At 62.8% G+C, this 16,589-nt stretch carries 16 protein-coding genes; 7 read left to right on the top strand and 9 right to left on the bottom strand.

Annotated features, from left to right (window positions below; translation table 11 throughout):
* The first annotated feature begins 125 nt into the window (after window positions 1-125).
* Together AC097N_RS14585 and AC097N_RS14580 are read left to right on the top strand one after the other, a co-directional pair.
* Window positions 126-1,757 (top strand): CRTAC1 family protein, encoded by a 1,632-nt coding sequence (locus AC097N_RS14585; RefSeq protein ID WP_479582108.1) that lies wholly within the window; start codon window positions 126-128, stop codon window positions 1,755-1,757.
* On the top strand, window positions 1,754-3,109 hold the full coding sequence (locus AC097N_RS14580) for a vanadium-dependent haloperoxidase (RefSeq protein WP_479582105.1): 1,356 nt from the start codon (window positions 1,754-1,756) through the stop codon (window positions 3,107-3,109). The genes AC097N_RS14585 and AC097N_RS14580 overlap by 4 nt, the downstream gene beginning before the upstream one ends.
* Before the next feature lie 21 nt (window positions 3,110-3,130).
* Here the strand turns inward: AC097N_RS14580 and AC097N_RS14575 are convergent, their stop codons facing one another.
* Window positions 3,131-4,177 carry a homocysteine S-methyltransferase family protein gene (locus tag AC097N_RS14575; RefSeq protein ID WP_479582103.1) on the bottom strand — a complete coding sequence of 349 codons (1,047 nt, stop codon included), beginning with the start codon at window positions 4,175-4,177 and terminating at the stop codon, window positions 3,131-3,133.
* Window positions 4,178-4,349: 172 nt separating this feature from the next.
* Between AC097N_RS14575 and recQ the strand changes: the two genes are divergently transcribed.
* Complete coding sequence (gene recQ, locus AC097N_RS14570; RefSeq protein WP_479582320.1) at window positions 4,350-6,197, top strand: DNA helicase RecQ; 1,848 nt, start codon at window positions 4,350-4,352, stop codon at window positions 6,195-6,197.
* A gap of 293 nt (window positions 6,198-6,490) precedes the next feature.
* Here the strand turns inward: recQ and AC097N_RS14565 are convergent, their stop codons facing one another.
* The 4 genes from AC097N_RS14565 to AC097N_RS14550 all read right to left on the bottom strand — a co-directional run bounded on the left by AC097N_RS14565 (window position 6,491) and on the right by AC097N_RS14550 (window position 10,059).
* Entirely contained in the window at window positions 6,491-7,255 is a 765-nt protein-coding gene (locus tag AC097N_RS14565) for a PEP-CTERM sorting domain-containing protein (protein ID WP_479582101.1), read from the bottom strand.
* Window positions 7,256-7,662: 407 nt separating this feature from the next.
* Window positions 7,663-8,391, bottom strand: coding sequence for a glutathione S-transferase (locus tag AC097N_RS14560; RefSeq protein WP_479582099.1), 729 nt, complete (start codon window positions 8,389-8,391; stop codon window positions 7,663-7,665).
* Between the two features lie 89 nt (window positions 8,392-8,480).
* Entirely contained in the window at window positions 8,481-9,047 is a 567-nt protein-coding gene (locus tag AC097N_RS14555; RefSeq protein WP_479582097.1) for a PEP-CTERM sorting domain-containing protein, read from the bottom strand.
* A 148-nt stretch (window positions 9,048-9,195) separates the two neighbouring features.
* Complete coding sequence (locus AC097N_RS14550) at window positions 9,196-10,059, bottom strand: amidohydrolase family protein (RefSeq protein ID WP_479582095.1); 864 nt, start codon at window positions 10,057-10,059, stop codon at window positions 9,196-9,198.
* Window positions 10,060-10,093: 34 nt separating this feature from the next.
* Here AC097N_RS14550 and AC097N_RS14545 point away from each other — a divergent pair, with 34 nt between their 5' ends.
* The 3 genes from AC097N_RS14545 (at window position 10,094) to AC097N_RS14535 (ending at window position 12,976) form a co-directional block, all read left to right on the top strand.
* Complete coding sequence (locus AC097N_RS14545; protein WP_479582093.1) at window positions 10,094-10,855, top strand: GntR family transcriptional regulator; 762 nt, start codon at window positions 10,094-10,096, stop codon at window positions 10,853-10,855.
* A 102-nt stretch (window positions 10,856-10,957) separates the two neighbouring features.
* Window positions 10,958-11,914, top strand: coding sequence for a tripartite tricarboxylate transporter substrate binding protein (locus AC097N_RS14540; RefSeq protein ID WP_479582319.1), 957 nt, complete (start codon window positions 10,958-10,960; stop codon window positions 11,912-11,914).
* A 60-nt stretch (window positions 11,915-11,974) separates the two neighbouring features.
* Entirely contained in the window at window positions 11,975-12,976 is a 1,002-nt protein-coding gene (locus AC097N_RS14535) for a Bug family tripartite tricarboxylate transporter substrate binding protein (protein WP_479582091.1), read from the top strand.
* A 9-nt stretch (window positions 12,977-12,985) separates the two neighbouring features.
* Here the strand turns inward: AC097N_RS14535 and AC097N_RS14530 are convergent, their stop codons facing one another.
* Complete coding sequence (locus tag AC097N_RS14530) at window positions 12,986-13,441, bottom strand: N-acetyltransferase family protein (protein ID WP_479582089.1); 456 nt, start codon at window positions 13,439-13,441, stop codon at window positions 12,986-12,988.
* A gap of 61 nt (window positions 13,442-13,502) precedes the next feature.
* Window positions 13,503-14,393, bottom strand: a complete 891-nt coding sequence (locus AC097N_RS14525) for a DMT family transporter (protein WP_479582087.1) — start codon at window positions 14,391-14,393, stop codon at window positions 13,503-13,505.
* A 101-nt stretch (window positions 14,394-14,494) separates the two neighbouring features.
* On the opposite strand from AC097N_RS14525, the gene AC097N_RS14520 reads away from it, so the two are divergent.
* Window positions 14,495-15,403 (top strand): LysR family transcriptional regulator, encoded by a 909-nt coding sequence (locus AC097N_RS14520; RefSeq protein ID WP_479582085.1) that lies wholly within the window; start codon window positions 14,495-14,497, stop codon window positions 15,401-15,403.
* A gap of 100 nt (window positions 15,404-15,503) precedes the next feature.
* Here the strand turns inward: AC097N_RS14520 and AC097N_RS14515 are convergent, their stop codons facing one another.
* Window positions 15,504-15,935, bottom strand: a complete 432-nt coding sequence (locus AC097N_RS14515; RefSeq protein WP_479582083.1) for a GNAT family N-acetyltransferase — start codon at window positions 15,933-15,935, stop codon at window positions 15,504-15,506.
* 33 nt (window positions 15,936-15,968) lie between these two features.
* The gene (locus tag AC097N_RS14510) at window positions 15,969-16,589 is read right to left on the bottom strand and encodes a MarC family protein (protein ID WP_479582081.1); all 621 of its coding nucleotides are present in this window, start codon (window positions 16,587-16,589) and stop codon (window positions 15,969-15,971) included.

Below are 16,589 nucleotides of genomic sequence, written 5' to 3'. Positions count from 1 at the left end.
TTTAAATCGAACTTAAATAAAATCGCAGGCGACTTTCTCTTGTCTATCACCCGCCCTCGCTGCCTGCACCTCGCCCACGAAAGTCTTTTGAATTGAATCCTTTGGCCTACTCATTTGGCAGTTGCTTGCCCACCCAAAAAACGCTGGCGCTGCTCCTGGCCTGCGGTCTGTTTGGCTCGCAGATGGACGCGGGTGCGCAGCCAGCGACGCCTCCAGTTCCACGCTTTGTCGAAGAGACTGATATCGCTGGTTTGCAAAGTCGTTTCGAGGGTGAGGGTGAATTCATGGTTGGCGGCGGCGTTGCGACCTTCGATTGCGATGGTGACGGTCTGCCGGAGGTGTATGTCACCGCGGGCGTCAACAAGTCCAAGTTCTACCGGAACCGCAGTCAGCGTGGCAGCGCGATCAAACTCCAGGAGGAGCGCTCCGGCCTGGAACTCACCAACGCGATTGGTGCCTACCCGCTGGACATTGACGGCGACGGTCACACGGACCTCGTGGTGCTGCGCGTGGGCGAGGTTCAGGTGTATCGGGGCTTGGGCGCGTGCAAGTTTGCGCGCGCCAATGACGCCTGGTCGTTCCAGAGTAGCAACGGTTGGCACACCGCGTTTTCAGCCACCTGGGAGCGCGGGCAGAACTGGCCCACCATGGCTCTGGGCACGTATGTGGACCGCACCAAACCTGAGGTTCCCTGGGGCAGTTGCACGCCCGGCCTGTTACTGCGACCGTCCGCTGGAGGTGGCAGCTACGCGCCACCGACACCTCTGGTTCCGGGGCACTGCGCCCTGTCCATGCTGTTCTCTGACTGGAATCGTTCAGGCGCCGCCGCACTGCGGGTCAGCAATGACCGCGAGTACTACAAAAATGGTCAGGAGCAACTGTGGTCCTTCAAGCCCGGCACGGCACCCACCCTATTTGCCGCCGTCGATGGCTGGAAGCCGCTGCAAATCTGGGGCATGGGCATTGCCAGCCACGACTTGGACGGCGATGGCCGCCCGGAGGTGTTTCTCACCAGCATGTCTGACAACAAGCTCCAGCAGCTGGAGGCGGACACCACCCAACCCCGTTATGTGGACACCGCCTACAAACGGGGTGCCACCGCGCACCGTCCCTATGTGGGCGGTGATGTGCATCCCTCTACCGCCTGGCACGCCCAGTTTGCCGATATGAACAACGACGGCTATGCCGACCTCTTCATCGTCAAAGGCAATGTCTCCACCATGCCCGATTTCGCCACGCTGGACCCCAACAACCTGTTGCTGCAACGCCCGGACGGCACGTTTACCGAGGTGGGCCAGACCGCTGGGGTTGCCAGCTTCAAGCGCGGCCGCGGCGGCATGGCGGTGGACCTGAATGGCGACGGCATGCTCGATCTCCTGGTCGTCAACCGCTGGGACAAGGCGCAGCTGTGGCGCAACGTGGGCGCGGGCGGCCCTGAGCAGCCACTGCCCATCGGCCACTGGCTTCAGGTGCGTTTGAGCCAGCCCGCAGGCAACCGTGATGCGGTGGGCAGTTGGGTAGAGGTGAACCTGGGGGATGCCGCAGGGGGCCGCGTGATTCGGCAGGAATTGACCGTCGGCGGCGGGCACGCCAGCGGTCACATGGGGTGGATGCATTTTGGCGTGGGTGTTGCCAAGGAGGTCAAGCTGCGGGTCCAGTGGCCGCACGGCGACTGGAGCGATTGGATGCCGTTGGCGTCTGACGGGTTTTATGTCATCGACCAGGCCCGTGGCGCAAGCGCATGGAAAGCACCATGAAAAAATCCCTGAAGCAAGCGCTGCTGGTCATGGGCCTTCTGGGTGCGCTCGCCGCCCACGGCCAAAGCGTCACGCCAGCCCCGGCAAAACCGGCCAGCGCCTACAGCGCCGCGGTGGCTACCGAGTGGTTTCAACTGGCGTTGCTGTTGACCCAGCAAACACCGGGGTTCAGCCCGCCAGTGGCGGCCCGCGCGCTGGGCTATCTGGGCCTCACCCTTTATGAGTCGGTGGTGCCCGGCATGCCCCGGAACATCAGCCTGGCCGGGCAACTCAATGAACTGGCGTCGCTGCCCTGTGCGCAGCCCGACGAGCCCTTGCACTGGCCGACAGTGGCAAATGCCTCGCTGGCCACCATGACCCGCATGATGTTCAGCAACGCCAGTGCAGAGAACAAGGCCCGCGTCGACTTGCTGGAGCGCAGCCTGCCCCTCAAATACAGCCAGGACTTCGATCCTGTCACGGTCACTCCTGAGATCAACAACCGGTCCGAGACCTTTGGCAAGCTCATGGCGATGGCCATCATGACCTGGGCCCGCACCGACGGTGGGCACGAAGCGTGGGGCCCGCTGCGCCGCAGTCAAGCCAACTACGTGCCGCCCAGCGGGCCCGGCAAATGGTCGGCCACGCCGCCGACATTTGCGCCCCCCTTGTTGCCGTGGTGGGGTGAGGTGCGCCCCTTTGTGTTGAAAACCGGCGCGGAGTGTGTGGCGCCCCCGCCACCGGCCTATTCCGAGGAGCCCACCTCTGCCTTCTACAAAGAGGCGGCCGAGGTTTACCGCCTGAGCAACCAGGCCAGCCAGGAGCAACGCCAGTTTGCGCTGTATTGGGCCGACGATCCAGGTAAAACGCCAACGCCAGGCGGGCACTGGGTCTTTATCGCCAATGATTTACTGAAGCAGCGTAATGCCAGCATGGCCGATGCGGCCGAGACCTACGCGCGCCTCAACCTGGCCATGGCAGATGCGTTCATTGCGGCGTGGCACACCAAATACGCGGTGAACCTGATGCGCCCGGTGACTTATGTGCAATTGGTGATGGACAGCAACTGGGTGCCGACGCTGATGCACACGCCACCGTTTCCGGAGTACCCCTCAGCCCATTCGGTGCAATCCGGCGCAGCCGCAGGCGTGCTGGGAGCGATTTTTGGCACGAAAACCGCTTTCACCGACAACACCCACAACGACCGAGGCTGGGGCCCGCGCACTTTCAAGAGTTTCAAGGCTGCGGCCAATGAGGCCTCCATGTCACGGTTGTACGCGGGTATTCACTTTCGCGCCGGCGTCATGGGCGGACAGGTTCAGGGAGCCTGCGTTGCGGGCAAGGTGCTGGGACTGACGTTCCAGGCGCCGTAGCGCTTCGCATGCCAATTGAGGTCAGGCTGCTTCTTTGTAGAAGACCGACTTTTGCACCACGCGCCCTGGCAGCGGCGTGACCGCCTCGCGGATAGCGCCAATGTGCTCGGGCGTGGTGCCGCAGCAGCCGCCCACGATGTTGACCAGGCCCTCCAACGCAAACTCGTGCAGCAGGCGGCTGGTGTCTTCGGGGGTTTCGTCAAAGCCGGTGTCGCTCATGGGGTTGGGCAGGCCGGCGTTGGGGTAGCAGCTGATGAAGGTGTCGGGCGCCACGCGCGCCAGTTCCTGGATGTAGGGGCGCATCAGCGCCGCACCCAGGGCGCAGTTCAGGCCCACGGCCAGTGGCTGGGCGTGGCGCACGCTGTACCAGAAAGCCGTGACGGTCTGGCCGCTCAAAATACGGCCGGACGCATCCGTCACCGTGCCGCTGATGATGAGCGGCAGGCGCTCGCCCGAGGCTTCAAAGTATTCGTCGATGGCAAACAGGGCGGCCTTGGCGTTGAGCGTGTCAAAAATGGTTTCGACCAGCAACGCGTCGCTGCCGCCTTCCACCAGCGCCTCGACCTGCTCGTAGTAGGCGGCGCGCAGTTGCTCAAAGCTCACGTTACGGGCGCCGGGGTCGTTCACATCGGGGCTGATGCTGGCGGTTTTGGGCGTGGGGCCCAGGGCGCCGAGCACAAAGCGGGGCCGCTCCGGGGTGGAGAACTTGTCACAGGCGGCGCGAGCCAGTTTGGCGGACTCGAAATTCATCTCGCGCGCCAGTTCGGCCATGTCGTAATCGGCCTGGGCCACGGTGGTGGCGCCAAAGGTGTTGGTCTCGATCATGTCGGCGCCAGCGGCCAGGTAGCGCTCATGAATGTCGCTGATCACGTCCGGGCGCGTGAGCGAGAGCAACTCGTTGTTGCCTTTGACGTCTTTGTGAAAGTCCTTGAAGCGCTCGCCCCGGTACTGTTCTTCGTTGAGCTTGAAGCGCTGAATCATGGTGCCCATGGCGCCATCAAGAATGGCGATACGGGTTTGCAAAATTCCAGGCAGGGCCTGACCACGGGTGTATTGGAGTGCTTTCATAGCCCGCTATTGTAGAAAGCCGGGGGCTGGCCATGCGGCGGGTGGGACAATTGGGCCAACCGATGCCGGGGCGCTTACTGCCCGACACGCCCCTGGTTTCAAAATATTGACGATTTAGGCATCTAGCCCTTATAGAACGTGCGCAAGCAGCTATAAATTTAATAGCAAGTAGATTTTGTCCATTCACCTCATCCTCCAAGAAGTCTTTGGCTACGGCGCGTTCCGTGGTCCACAGCAAGCCATCATCGAACACGTGGTGATCGGCGGCGACGCCCTAGTGCTGATGCCCACCGGCGGCGGCAAGTCGCTGTGTTACCAGATACCGGCCATTGCGCGCGAGCAGGCCGGGCAGGGCATCACCGTGGTGATCTCGCCGCTGATTGCGCTGATGCACGACCAGGTCGGCGCATTGCACGAGGCCGGGGTGAGTGCCGAGTACTTGAACTCCACCCTGTCGGGCGAAGAAGCCTCGCAGATTGAGAAGCGTCTGCTGCGCGGCGACATCACCCTGCTGTACGCCGCGCCCGAGCGCGTGACCACCGCGCGCTTTCTGGCCCAACTCGACTCGCTCTATGAGCGTGGCCGCTTAAGCCTGTTTGCCATTGACGAGGCCCACTGCGTGAGCCAGTGGGGCCACGATTTCCGGCCCGAATACCGCGCCCTGACGGTGCTGCACGAGCGCTACCCCAACGTGCCGCGCATTGCACTCACCGCCACGGCCGATGCACTCACGCGCGCCGACATCGTGGAGCGCCTGCAACTGCAGAACGCCCAGCAGTTTGTCAGCAGCTTTGACCGCCCCAACATCAGCTACACCATTGTGGAGAAGACGCAGGCCACGCAACAGCTGCTGCGTTTCATCATGAACGAGCACATGGGCGACGCCGGTGTGGTGTATTGCCAGTCGCGCAAGCGGGTGGAAGAGATTGCCCAGACGCTGTGCGACGAGGGCATTGACGCGCTGCCCTACCACGCCGGGCTGGACGTGAAAGTACGCCAGGCCAACCAGGACCGTTTTCTGCGCAGCGAGGGCATTGTGATGGTGGCCACCATCGCCTTTGGCATGGGCATTGACAAGCCCGACGTGCGCTTTGTCGCCCACCTGGACATGCCCAAAAACATCGAAGGCTACTACCAGGAAACCGGCCGCGCCGGGCGCGACGGCGAGCCCGCCGACGCCTGGATGTGCTACGGCCTGCAAGACGTGGTGAACCAGCGCCGCATGATTGACGAGAGCCCCGCCAGCGAAGAATTCAAGCAAGGCCTGCGCGGCAAGTTGGATGCGCTGTTGGGCCTGGCCGAGGCCACCGACTGCCGCCGCGTGCGCCTGCTCACCTACTTTGACGAGGTGAGCAAACCCTGCGGCAACTGCGACAACTGCCTGCACCCGCCCGCCGTGTGGGACGGCACCGACGCCGCCCGCAAGCTGCTCAGCACCATTTACCGCGTGCAGCAAATGGGCGGCATCAGCTACGGCGCGGGCCACATCATGGACATCCTGCGCGGCAAGACGACCGACAAGGTCACCCAGCGCGGGCATGAAACGCTGAGCACCTTTGGCATTGGTTCGGACCTGAGTGAAGTGCAGTTGCGCGGCGTGCTGCGCCAGCTCATCGCCATTGGCGCCGTGGCGGTAGACGCCGAGGCCTACAACACCCTGCAGCTCACCGACGGCTCGCGCGCTGTGCTCAAGGGCGAGGTGGCGGTGCAACTGCGCGAATCGGTCTCCACCCCGGGCGAGCGCCGGGTCAAGCGCGGCAGCGCCAGCGCGCCCGCCAAGGTCCCCGCGTCACTGGACGCCGACGGCCAAAACCGCTACGTGGCCCTGAAGGCCTGGCGCGCCGAAGTCGCCAAAGAACACAACCTGCCCGCCTACGTGATTTTTCACGACGCCACCCTGGAAGCCATTGCCGAACGCGCCCCGCATTCGCTGGACGACTTGCAGGGCATCACCGGCATTGGGGCGAAGAAGCTTGAAGCTTATGGGAACGAGGTGCTGCGCGTGGTGGTGAGTGCTTGATGGGGCTGTAGCCCAGGTGGGGCGTGGGGAGGTTGCTATATTTTTAATAGCTAATGTCTGGTGCGAACTGAATGGGTGTGAGTCTGGGATTGGCGCCAACTGACCCGCAGGAGTGATGAGTGGCCCGGGCCCGACTGGCAAATTCGACATGCCTTTGGTCTGCGACCGTCAGGAGACACTCACTTGGCCGAACTGGTTCACCCAAACGCAACATTGGCATTGGGGACTGTAAACTTGCTCGCTCAAAGCAAACGGCGACTGAAGTCGCCGTATTGACGTTGCTCGAACGACGCTCAGACCTTGCGGCGGCGACTGAAAAACAGACCGGCCAGACCCAGACCCAGAAGACTCAGTGTGGCGGGTTCAGGAATGGTTCGTCCTTGGGTTTCAATGCTATCAATCGCAAGTGCCTGATTCGAGCCATCCGCAACATTTGAGTTGGAGCTGCCATAGTTGTCCCGAATAAGGATGGTGTCAAATCCTCCACCCGAAAATCCGAGGTAGCTTGTCGACATCGGTGAAGTCCCGGCAAGGACAATCACTCCATCGTTGAACAGTTCGAAGACAGTAAGTGAGGCATTGCCGCCCGTTCCAACATTAAAACCGACATCGACAAAATCTAAACCACTGGACAGCGTTATTTTGGTGTAGCCGAAATCGGCGCCGTCGGGGTACCAAGTCTTGCCTGAAGCGCCTGACCAAAAGTTGTAGCCGATCCAAATATCGTTGCCAGAATCCCCATTGATCTGCTGAACAGTGATTCCGCCTTCGCTATAAGGACTGCTTCCGCCCGTGAAATGGACTCCATCGTTTGGGATGGCCTCGAATCCATTGAAGTGGGTTCGTGTTCCGTCGGCAATGAAATCGGTCGTCTTTGTGATGATGGTCGCGTTAGCCGATCCCGAAGTAGCCAGAAGCATCGCAAATGATGCAGCCACGATTTTCAAATTTGAAAGCATATAAATTCCATATTCTTTGTTAAAGGACAAAAGCAAGCCGCGCTGCATATAGAAATAAAAGCATTGTTCGTGCCAAAAAAAAATCCCTATCAGAAACAAAGTGTTACATGTGTATTGGGTTGTAGTTGAGTGACTACTGTAAAAAATATCGACACATATTGATGACGCTAGGTCGCCATTAAGGTTCGTGCAAATACGGGGCAACGCATTGTTGGGGCGCCAGATCGGTCGCAGGTAACCTGAATCAGTTTGATAGCGCGAAGTGAATCCATGATTGCGTGCGCGTGGATGCTCCTGACGTTCGCTATTCGCGGCGTTACTTGAAAGTGATTGATGGTTCACCTCATGCTTTCGTGGTCGTGAGCGCCACGGCGACGCTGATTTGCCAAGATCGCAATTCGAACTCATCACGGCTGCAGTGTGAAACTCAACGTTTTAAGTTTGGGTGGCCAGAGAACTGTTTAGCGCTAATACCCATATTGCACTGCATGCCCGCAAACTCCCCCTCACCCATCCAACTCCGGATAACACCGAAAAATCCCGTCCTCGTTGAACGCAATGCGCCGATCACTGCGCAGGTAAGCCGCCACGCGCTGGTGCTGGGCCACACGGTCACGCAGCGCCAGCACCCGCGGGGTCTTCTTCAGGGCGCGCGTGGTCGCCTTGGGGAAGGCATAGCGCAGACCCTCCACCAGCTGGAACAGTGACAAGTCGGCATAGCTCAGCCGCGCGCCCACCAGGTGTTTGTCGCCTTTTGGGTTGCGCGCCAGCACGGCCTCCAGCCAGCCCAGGTACTTGGGCATGCGCTCGGTGCGAAATGTTTTTGCGGCGCGGGCTGCCTCCGGTTTCTGGTCTTTGTAGTACAGACTCGTGCTCACCGGGTGGTGCGTGTTGTGCGCCTCGCTCACGGCGTCGGCCATGGTGAGCTGAATCTGGTGCGCCCACAGGCGGTCGGCCTCGCTGGCGCCGATCAGCTTGAGGCGCGGGCCCAGGTACAGCAGGATGGCGGCGGTCTGGTTGATGGCCAGTTTGCCGTGTACCAGCACCGGGCAGGCAAACGGCGGGCGGATAACCGACTCGTCTTGCAGAAGGTGGAGCAGCGGCGCCAGGCCCTGCCCATCGCCGTCTTTGCCGCGCGCCACGTCCACATAAGGTGCGCCAGCGGCCTCAAGCGCCAGACGGATGAATTCGCCGCGGCCCTGGATGCTGGGCCAGTAGTGGAGTTGGTAGGTCATGCCGCACTATAGGCATGGTCGGTGCCGGGCGTTTGCGCCGCCCATAAAAACGGGGGCCGAAGCCCCCTAGTTTTTCAGCGCACCTGAGGTCAGACGGACTTCGTTTTGCGACGAAGAACCATGGCCATCAAACCCAGGCTGGTCAGCATCAGGGCCAGGGTTTCGGGTTCTGGAACGGTGGAGTCCGCCACATCGGTCACCGACAGGCTCCGAAATTGAGCTTGCCCCGGGATATTGCTGGCGAATTGCTCCAGCATGATGTGACCCGTGCCGGTCAACGCGATGCTGTAGTGGTGCCAGGTGTCATCGTTGATCAACGTAACTGGCGTGACGTAGGAGCTCGACGAACCCGCCAGCCAGGTGTGGGTGCCGGGAAAACCCTGGCTGAACCCCACGTAACCGCCGCTGTCGAAGTCTAGCGCGCCCAGGTAGTCAAAGTTGACGAATCCGCCCGTGAAACTGGCTGTTGTGTAGATGTCACCGCCGGAGTTGCCTTGGCTAAAGGACAGCACATTGCCGCTCACCGACGCGTAGGACGGCGTATTGGGCGTCCATGCGTTCAGGTCCGCAAAGTTTTCCGAGAAGTAGGTGACAGTTGCCATCGACTGGCCAACGGCGCCCACACAAAGCAGGGCGGCAAGTAGGTATTTTTTCATGGGGGGCATTTGATAAGTTGGGTTGAACGGGTGAGATTTTAGGGGCAGGGCAAGTCCGAGGCGGGGCGTTGTCAGCAGATCGAGCAGATGGCGCAAGCATTGACCGGGATACTTTGGGGTCTAAGCGACGTGCCCTTCGATTGGGCTGCTAATTTCCCCAATACAGCCGCATCGGGTTGCTTGACCTGACCGCGTCCACCACGTCCTGCGAGGGGCCCACCCAGTCGTTCAGGGCGGCATGAAGCGCTGCGTAATCAGCCTGTGACTCGTGGTTGGTGCAAGGCCAGTCGCTGCCCCACAGAAGCGCCTGCGGGCCCAACTCATCCCGCCAGAGTTGGGCCAGTTCGCGCGGATTCACCGCCGCTTGAAGACGGTAGGCGGCACTGAGTTTGATGTGGATCGCGCGCACGGTTGAAGGGACGTGGCCCGCTCCGCCCGATGGCGCTCGGCGCTGTAGCGCCCTGACGGTGGCGTCATGTCGCGACACTTGGTGCGGCTTGCCGAAATGGTCGACCACCACGGGCAGGGCCTGCGGCAAGGCGTCCAGCACCGCGGGTAGCCCCCCCGTGTCGGTGTGCAGCTCCACATGCCAGCCCATTTGCAGTAGCGCATCCCACAGCGCGGTGGCGCCTGCCCAGTGGCTCACACGGTGCATCTGCCCCGCCAGATTGAGCCGGATGCCGCGCACGCCCTGGGTGTGCAACAACGCCAATTCCGCCAGGGTCGCGTCGGGCGCGACCACCGCGACACCGCGCAGTGTGTCGGGGTGCTGGGCCAATTCGGCAAGTAGCTGCCGGTTGTCGGTGCCCATGAAGCTGGTCTGCACCAGCACGCCATGCGTGACCCCTGCCGATGTGGCTGCGGCCCGCCAAGCCCGCCCGGTGGCGGCATAGGCGGGGGTGTAGCGCGCGCCGGGGCGCGCCTGGCCCGCCTCAAACACATGAAAGTGCGTGTCCACTTGGCAAGGCGCATCCGCTTGACCGGGCTGCGGTTTTGACATTTCGGAGTTCATGGATTACATTCTAGTCATCTAGAGGACTAAATCAATGGACGCCACCCAAACCGGCAACACGTCACCCACCGCCGACCAGCCCGCCCCCGGCCAGAGCCGCTATGGCTGGCTGGCCGCGACGCTGCGGGCGCGCATCATGCAAGGCGAGTGGGTGCCCGGCACCGCCTTGCCGGCCGAAGCGGTGTTGGCCAAAGAACACGGCGTTGCCTTGGGCACCTTGCGCCAGGCTTTGGCGCTGCTGGTGGCGCAGGGCTTGCTGGAGCGCGTGCACGGGCGCGGCACGTTTGTGCGGGCGGGTCTGGATGGCGCGTCGATGCTGCGGTTTTTCCGTTTTTCTCAGGGCGACGACCGAATGGCCGCGCCTCAATCCACCATTCTGCGGCGCACGGTGCAGTTGGCCAGCGCCGATGTGGCGGATGCCCTGGGCTTGCCCGTGGGCGCCAGCGTCATCCAGTTGCAGCGCCTGCGCAGCCTGAGCGCCAAGCCCTGCCTGCTGGAGCAACTGGTGTTGCCGCTGCCCGGCTTTGAGGCCCTGGCCCAGTCCGACACCGCCGCCTGGGATGACCTGCTCTACCCCATGTACCAGCGGGTGTGCGGCGTGACCATTCACCGCGCCGAAGACAACCTGAGCTTTGGCCTGCTGGACGCCGCTCAGGCGGCGCTGCTGCAACTCGACGTGGGCCATCCCTGCGTGCAGGTGCAGCGGCGCGCTTTTGACTTGAGTGGCCGTTGCGTGGAACTGCGCACCACGCTGGGCGACGCCTTTGCTTTTCAGTACACCGCGCAGGTGCGCTGACGGGCCGATTAGTTGACATAACAATGACTGGAGACAAGCGTGAATGTTGAATTTTTTAGATCAAAACGGCCTGTAGCCCAGGTACACCGTTCGGGAGTAGCTATTGTTTTAGTAGCATCTTCTTGGCTGGGCGTGGCCACCGCACAGGCCGACACGGCACCGGTCTGGCCGTCCAGACCCATCACCCTGGTGGTGACCTATCCCCCGGGTGGCGGCGCCGACACGATGGCGCGTTTGCTCGCCCCCAAGCTGGGGGAGGCCTTGGGCCAACCGGTGATGGTGGAAAACAAACCCGGTGCCGGTGGGCAAATTGGCGCCGCAGCCGTGGCCAAAGCGGCGCCGGACGGCCACACGCTGATGCTCGACGCGTCCTCGTTCGCGGTCAACCCGTCGCTCTACGCCAAATTGCCTTACGACACCGACAAGGCGTTTCGCCCGATTGGCATCGTGGCGCTGTTCCCCAATGTGTTGCTGGTCAATGCCCAGTTCCCCGCCAAGTCGGTGGCGGACCTCGTGGCGGCGGCCAGGGCGGGCAAAGACACCGTGGCGTTCGCCTCGTCCGGCAACGGTTCGGCCCAGCATCTGGCGGGCGCGTTGTTTGAGTCTGCGGCCCGGGTCGAGATGGCGCACATCCCGTACAAAGGCGGCGGCCCGGCACTCAACGACGTGGTGGGCGGGCAAGTGCCGGTGTTTTTCGGCAACCTGGCTTCCACCCTGGGGCACATCCAGTCCGGCAGGCTTCGTGCCCTGGCGGTCACCAGCGCCCGGCGCACCCCCATCCTGCCCGACGTTCCCACGCTGGCCGAAGCCGGTGTGAATGGTGCCGAGGTTTACGAGTGGAATGTGGTGCTGGCCCCGGCCGGAACGCCCGATGCCGTGGTGGCCAAAGTGTCGGCCGCACTGCAAAAAACGCTGGACGCCCCCGAGGTCAAGGCGCGTATTGCGCAGCTCGGCGGCGAGATCCAGAAAGGCAGCCCCGACACCGCCCAAAGCTTTGTGCGCCAGCAAATGGCGCTGTGGTCCCGCGTGGTCAAGGCGCGCGGCATCGTGCTCGAATAGCCTTCCCGTCACCTCTTTGCGCAACCCCTTTCCTCAACCATTACCTAACCGCTCATCATCATGACGAACTTTCAACATACCCTGTCCCGCCGCCAATGGCTCACCCACACCGGCGCGGCAGCGCTGGCCACCTCGCCTTTCTTGGCCGCCCACGCGCAAACCTGGCCCTCCAAGCCGCTGCGTCTGGTGGTGCCGTTTGCGCCCGGCGGCAGTTCTGAAATCGTGGCCCGTGCCGTGGCCGCTGAAATGGCCAAGACCATCGGCCAGAATGTGTTTGTGGAAAACAAGCCCGGCGCCGCCGGCAACATTGCCATGCAGGAAGTGGCCAACTCCACGGACGAGCACACCCTGGTGCTGGGGCACATCGGCACGCTGGTCGTCAACCCCTTCATCTTCCCCAAGCTGCCCTATGACGCGGCGCGCGACTTTGCCCCCATCACGCTGCTCGCCAAGGTGCCCAGCCTGTATGTGGTGCACCCCGATTTGCCGGTGAAAAACCTGAAGGAATTCGTGGCCTACGCCAAGTCCAAACCGGGCCAGCTCAACTACGGCTCCGCGGGCAACGGCAGTGCCGGGCACCTGGCGTTCGAGTACCTGAAGATGGCCACCGAGACCTTCATGTTGCACGTGCCCTACCGTGGCACCGGCCCCATGCTGACCGACCTGATGGCCGGCCGCCTGCAAGCCGCCTCGGTGGGGGCGCCCGCGCTGTTGGCGTTCATCAAGGCGGGCAAACTGCGTTGCATCGCCACCGGCACGTCCACGCGCTTGCCGCAACTGCCCGATGTGCCCACCGTGGCCGAGCAGGGCTACAAAGGCTTTGAGATGACGCAGTGGTACGGCCTGATGGCCCCTTCCAAATGGCCCAAGGCCAACCTAGCGAAGCTGGAGGGCGAAGCCATCAAGGCCGCGCGCGGCAGCATCGTCAAAGAGAAGCTGTCCAATGAAACCGCCCTGGCCGTGGGCGGCACCGCAGCCGAGTTTGATGCCTTCATCAAGGCCGAACTGGCCCGCTGGAAACCCGTGATCGCCCGCGCGCAGATCAGGCCGGATGGGGCTTGACGGCGACTCTTAGGCAACCCGCTTGCTGTAGGCCAGAAAAACCGCATCGCGCACCCAACCCAGCGACTCGTACAAAGCCTGGGCTGAGAGGTTGGTGTGGGCGGTGGTGAGGTCCATGCGGGCGAAGCCCTTGTCTGCGGCGTGCTGCTCGGCCGCGAGCAGCAGCGCCTTGCCTGCGCCCGTGCGCCGCACCTCGGGCCGCACGAACAGGTCGTAGAGCGCATAAATCGGCAGGGCCTCGACCGAGCAGAAGCTGGGGTACAACTGGCAGAAGCCCACGGGCTCACCGTGGGCATGGGTCGCCAGCAAGATGACGGATTCTTCTTTCTCCAGCCGCTGGCCGATGAAGGCTGTGGCCCGCGCCAAATCAGGTGCCTGTTCGTAGAACTGGCGATAGGCGTCAAACAGCGGCGCGATGTGCTTGATGTCGGCCACGGTGGCGCGTCGGATGTGGAGTGGGGGCATTTTCAGAAGGGGTGAATGAATCAGGTTTTTGCGGTGCGCCCGATTCTAGGCAGTGCGCCGTTCACCCCCGTTTGGCCGTCGTCCACAAGGCCGCGCCCACGATCAGCCCGCCGCCCAGCCAGCCCCAGACGCTGAGCCCCTCGCCCAACCAGAGCACCGCAAACAGCGCGCCAAAAGCGGGCTCGCTGCTGGTCAGCAAGGCCACGCGGCTGGGCGAACTGTGCTTCAAGGCCCAGTTTTGCGCGAAGAACGCAAACACCGTGCAGCCCAGCACCAGGTACAGGCTGGCCTGCCAGAAGGCCGCATCGTACGGCAGTGGTGGCAGCCCTTGCGGCGTGCACAAGGCCAGCAGCAGGCTGCCCAAACCAATCACGCCCGCCTGCACCGCGGTGAGCGCCAGCGCCGGTGCGCTGCTGCGTTGGGTGAGCTTGCTGGTCTGGCAGACCGTGACGGCGCGCAGCACGGCCGCCACCAGCATCAAGCCGTCGCCCAGACCCAACTCACCCGCCAGCCCGCCACTGAGCAAGGCCGCGCCCAACAGCGACACACCGGCAAACACAAACATCGCCCGCGCCGGGCGGCTGCCCAGCAACCACCACTGCGCAAACGGCGTGAACACCACACACAGGCTGATCAGGAACGCCGCGTTGCTGGCCTGCGTGTGCGCCACACCAAAGGTTTCGCACAGAAAAATACCCAGCATCAGCGCCCCCAGCGGCAAGCCGGTGCGAACGGCATCGCGTCGTTGCTGCGTGCTGGCGCACAGCAGGGTGGGCAACAGCATCGCAAAGGTGAGCAAAAAGCGCACCGCCAAAAAACCCAGCACCGGGTAAAACGCCAGCGCCCCCTTGGCCACGCCGTAGCTGGTGCCCCAGACCACGGCCACCAGCAAGAGCGTCAGGTCCGACAGGTTCAACAATTTGTGGGGCGGCGACAGCGCAACAGAGGTCATGGCAAAGGCTCGTGGATGGGAAGATGGTCGGAAGAAAGCCGAATTATCAATTTGATCCCTGAGCTTGATAATCTGGCTTATCAGAACTACACCTGTGCGTGATGAGCATCAATAACCCGCTAGACAGCCTGCCCGACATGGCCGCATTTGCCCGCGTGGTGGAGGCCGGCAGTTTCTCCGAGGCCGCGCGGCAGTTGGGTGTCACGCCCTCGGCGGTGAGCCGCCAGGTGGCACGGCTCGAAGGTGTGTTGCGCGTGCGGCTGCTGGAGCGCACCACCCGCAAACTGCGCCTGACCGAAGCCGGCACCGCCGCCTACACCCGTTGCCAGACCCTGGTGGCCGCCGCACGCGAGGTGCTGGCGCTGAGCGACACCAACACCGCCACCCCGCGCGGCCTGGTGCGCATCAGCATGCCCAAGGCCTTTGGCCGCCAGGTGGTGCATCCGCTCATGCCCGCCTTCTTGCAGCAGTACCCAGAGGTGGATGTGCAACTGGTTATTACCGACCGCACGGTGGACCTGTTTGAAGAAGCCATCGACTTGGCCATCCGCATCACCGACGCTCCGCCGCCGGGCCTGGCCGGGCGCCCGCTCATGCGGATTCCCCACCTGGCCTGCGCCACGCCGCAGTACCTGGCCACGCATGGCACGCCGTTGCATCCGCGTGAGCTGGCCCGGCACAGCTGCCTGTACCTGGGCGACGTGGAGCGCGACCGCCACTGGCGCTTTCGCCGCGCGGGCGACGAGGTCACAGTGAAGGTGAGCGGCCGCTACGTGGCCAACCACAGCGAGGTGCGGCTGGAAGGCGCGTTAAACCACCTGGGCATCGCCAGCCTGCCCGAGTTCACCGCCCGCGCCAGCCTGGCCCGTGGCGAACTGGTGACGGTGCTCACCGACTGGGAGCACGCCACCGACTACGCCGGCATGGCCTGGCTGCTGTACCCGCCGAACCGGTTTTTGCCAGCCAAGCTGCGGGTGTGGATTGATTACCTGGTGGCGAACGTGAAGTAGGGGTGGGCGCTGATTTATAGAGAAAGTGCCTGTAGCCCAGGTGGAACGTTCGGAGGCAGCTATTAAATAAATAGCAAAAACTTGACGCACCTGGTCCGACTCAGTGCTCGTCCACCAGCCCACGCGCCAGCGCTTGCTCCTGGTCCTTGAAAATCGCCATCGCCGTTGTCATGCGTTTGAAGCCCAGTTTGCGATAGAACGGTTCCTTGCCGGGCACGGCATACAGGATGATTTTCTTGTGCTCCGCCGAGTGTTGCGCCAGTCGTTTGATGATGTCTTTGCCGATACCCGTACCTTGATGGCCAGGGTGCACGGCCACGTCGCAGATGTACGAGGTGTCCACGCCGTCGGCCAGTGCCCGGCCGGCGCCGACCAGGCGGCCGCCTTCAAAGACAAAGCAGGTGTAGCGGCTGTTGGAGAAGGCCTTTTGCAGCCCGCTGGCTGTTTTGTTGCCCAGGGGGGCGATGCGGTACAGGCTGGCGAGTTCTTCCCAGTCCATGTTCCCCAGCGAGTCTGTCCACGTGAGCGCCATGATGATATTGACCGGTCAAGCGAGGCGGGCGGCTCAGCGCGCCAGCACCGGAAACAGCTTCACCAGCCCGTCCGACATCACTTCCACGGCCAGCGCGGCCAGGATCAGGCCCATCAGCCGCGTCATCACGTTGATGCCGGTTTTGCCCAGGCCGCGCGCAATCGGCTGCGCCAATGAAAAGCACACGGCGGTCGCCAGTGCGATGACCACGCCGTAACCGACCAGCGTGGTGAGTTGCAGCACGGTCTTGGCCTTGTCGGCGTAAATTACCACGGTGGACATGGTGGCCGGGCCGGTCAACAGGGGGATCGTGAGCGGCACCACGGCAATGCTGGCGCGGGCTGCCGCGTCGTGCATTTCTTCTTCATTCGACTTCGCTTCTGCTGGTTGTGCGTTGAGCATGGCCAGTGCCGAGGTCAGCAGCAGCATGCCGCCGCCCACCTGAAAGCTGGCCAGCGAGATGCCAAAAAACTCCAGGATGTGCAGGCCCATCAGCGCGCTGACGGCAATCACCACAAAGGTGCTGAACGCAGAAATGAGGATCGTGCGCCGCCGCTGTTCTGCGGTGAAGTCGAGCGTGTAGTGAATGAAAAACGGCACGATGGCCAGGGGGTTGACGATGGCCAGCAGCGTGACGAGGGGTTTGAAATCCAT

The sequence above is a fragment of the Rhodoferax sp. LS1R11 genome (genome assembly GCF_056521395.1).
Note: the sequence above shows the minus strand (reverse complement) of the source record. Positions and strands in the feature narration are given on the sequence as shown.

What these genes read in the sequence shown, in the direction of transcription:
- AC097N_RS14525 (WP_479582087.1), bottom strand. Translation starts at nt 14,393, where the DNA reads ATGACCTCTGTTGCGCTGTCGCCGCCCCACAAATTGTTGAACCTGTCG.
- AC097N_RS14510 (WP_479582081.1), bottom strand. Translation starts at nt 16,589, where the DNA reads ATGGATTTCAAACCCCTCGTCACGCTGCTGGCCATCGTCAACCCCCTG.
- AC097N_RS14545 (WP_479582093.1), top strand. Translation starts at nt 10,094, where the DNA reads ATGGACGCCACCCAAACCGGCAACACGTCACCCACCGCCGACCAGCCC.
- AC097N_RS14550 (WP_479582095.1), bottom strand. Translation starts at nt 10,059, where the DNA reads ATGAACTCCGAAATGTCAAAACCGCAGCCCGGTCAAGCGGATGCGCCT.
- AC097N_RS14520 (WP_479582085.1), top strand. Translation starts at nt 14,495, where the DNA reads ATGAGCATCAATAACCCGCTAGACAGCCTGCCCGACATGGCCGCATTT.
- AC097N_RS14580 (WP_479582105.1), top strand. Translation starts at nt 1,754, where the DNA reads ATGAAAAAATCCCTGAAGCAAGCGCTGCTGGTCATGGGCCTTCTGGGT.
- AC097N_RS14575 (WP_479582103.1), bottom strand. Translation starts at nt 4,177, where the DNA reads ATGAAAGCACTCCAATACACCCGTGGTCAGGCCCTGCCTGGAATTTTG.
- AC097N_RS14560 (WP_479582099.1), bottom strand. Translation starts at nt 8,391, where the DNA reads ATGACCTACCAACTCCACTACTGGCCCAGCATCCAGGGCCGCGGCGAA.
- AC097N_RS14515 (WP_479582083.1), bottom strand. Translation starts at nt 15,935, where the DNA reads ATGGCGCTCACGTGGACAGACTCGCTGGGGAACATGGACTGGGAAGAA.
- AC097N_RS14535 (WP_479582091.1), top strand. Translation starts at nt 11,975, where the DNA reads ATGACGAACTTTCAACATACCCTGTCCCGCCGCCAATGGCTCACCCAC.
- AC097N_RS14530 (WP_479582089.1), bottom strand. Translation starts at nt 13,441, where the DNA reads ATGCCCCCACTCCACATCCGACGCGCCACCGTGGCCGACATCAAGCAC.
- AC097N_RS14555 (WP_479582097.1), bottom strand. Translation starts at nt 9,047, where the DNA reads ATGAAAAAATACCTACTTGCCGCCCTGCTTTGTGTGGGCGCCGTTGGC.